The organism is Nocardioides abyssi, from assembly GCF_030412915.1.
In the GTDB taxonomy this organism is placed as follows: domain Bacteria; phylum Actinomycetota; class Actinomycetes; order Propionibacteriales; family Nocardioidaceae; genus Nocardioides; species Nocardioides abyssi.
In genome coordinates this window covers 1-290 of the sequence record NZ_JAUHJR010000110.1, presented here as the reverse complement: position 1 = coordinate 290, position 290 = coordinate 1, and the positions used below count along the sequence as shown (strand labels likewise).

The following is a 290-nucleotide window of genomic DNA, read 5'->3' as shown; positions in this document are numbered from 1 at the left end:
GCGGACGGCAACAAGTTCGACCGCACGGGCAAGGACTTCGACGTCCTCGACCGGGTCGTGCGCGTCGTGCTGAGGAACAAGCCCAAGAGCGCGGTCGGTGTGCTGGCCGACGGCGACTTCAAGGCGACCGCCTTCCTGCCCAACGACTTCGCGTTCAAGAAGCTGACCCGCAACCTGGTCGGCAACAAGGCGGCGCGCACCGAGCGTCGCGCGGCGAAGGCGCTGGTCAAGAATGTCGACGTCGACACGCTCGAGGCCGTGCTGCTCTACCACGTGGTCCCCGGCAAACC

General features: G+C 66.9%; 1 protein-coding gene. It reads left to right on the top strand.

Annotated features, from left to right (window positions below; all coding sequences use genetic code 11):
- Window positions 1–290, top strand: a 290-nt coding sequence (locus QWY29_RS20120) for a fasciclin domain-containing protein (RefSeq protein ID WP_300963008.1), incomplete at both ends; no start/stop codon positions are given.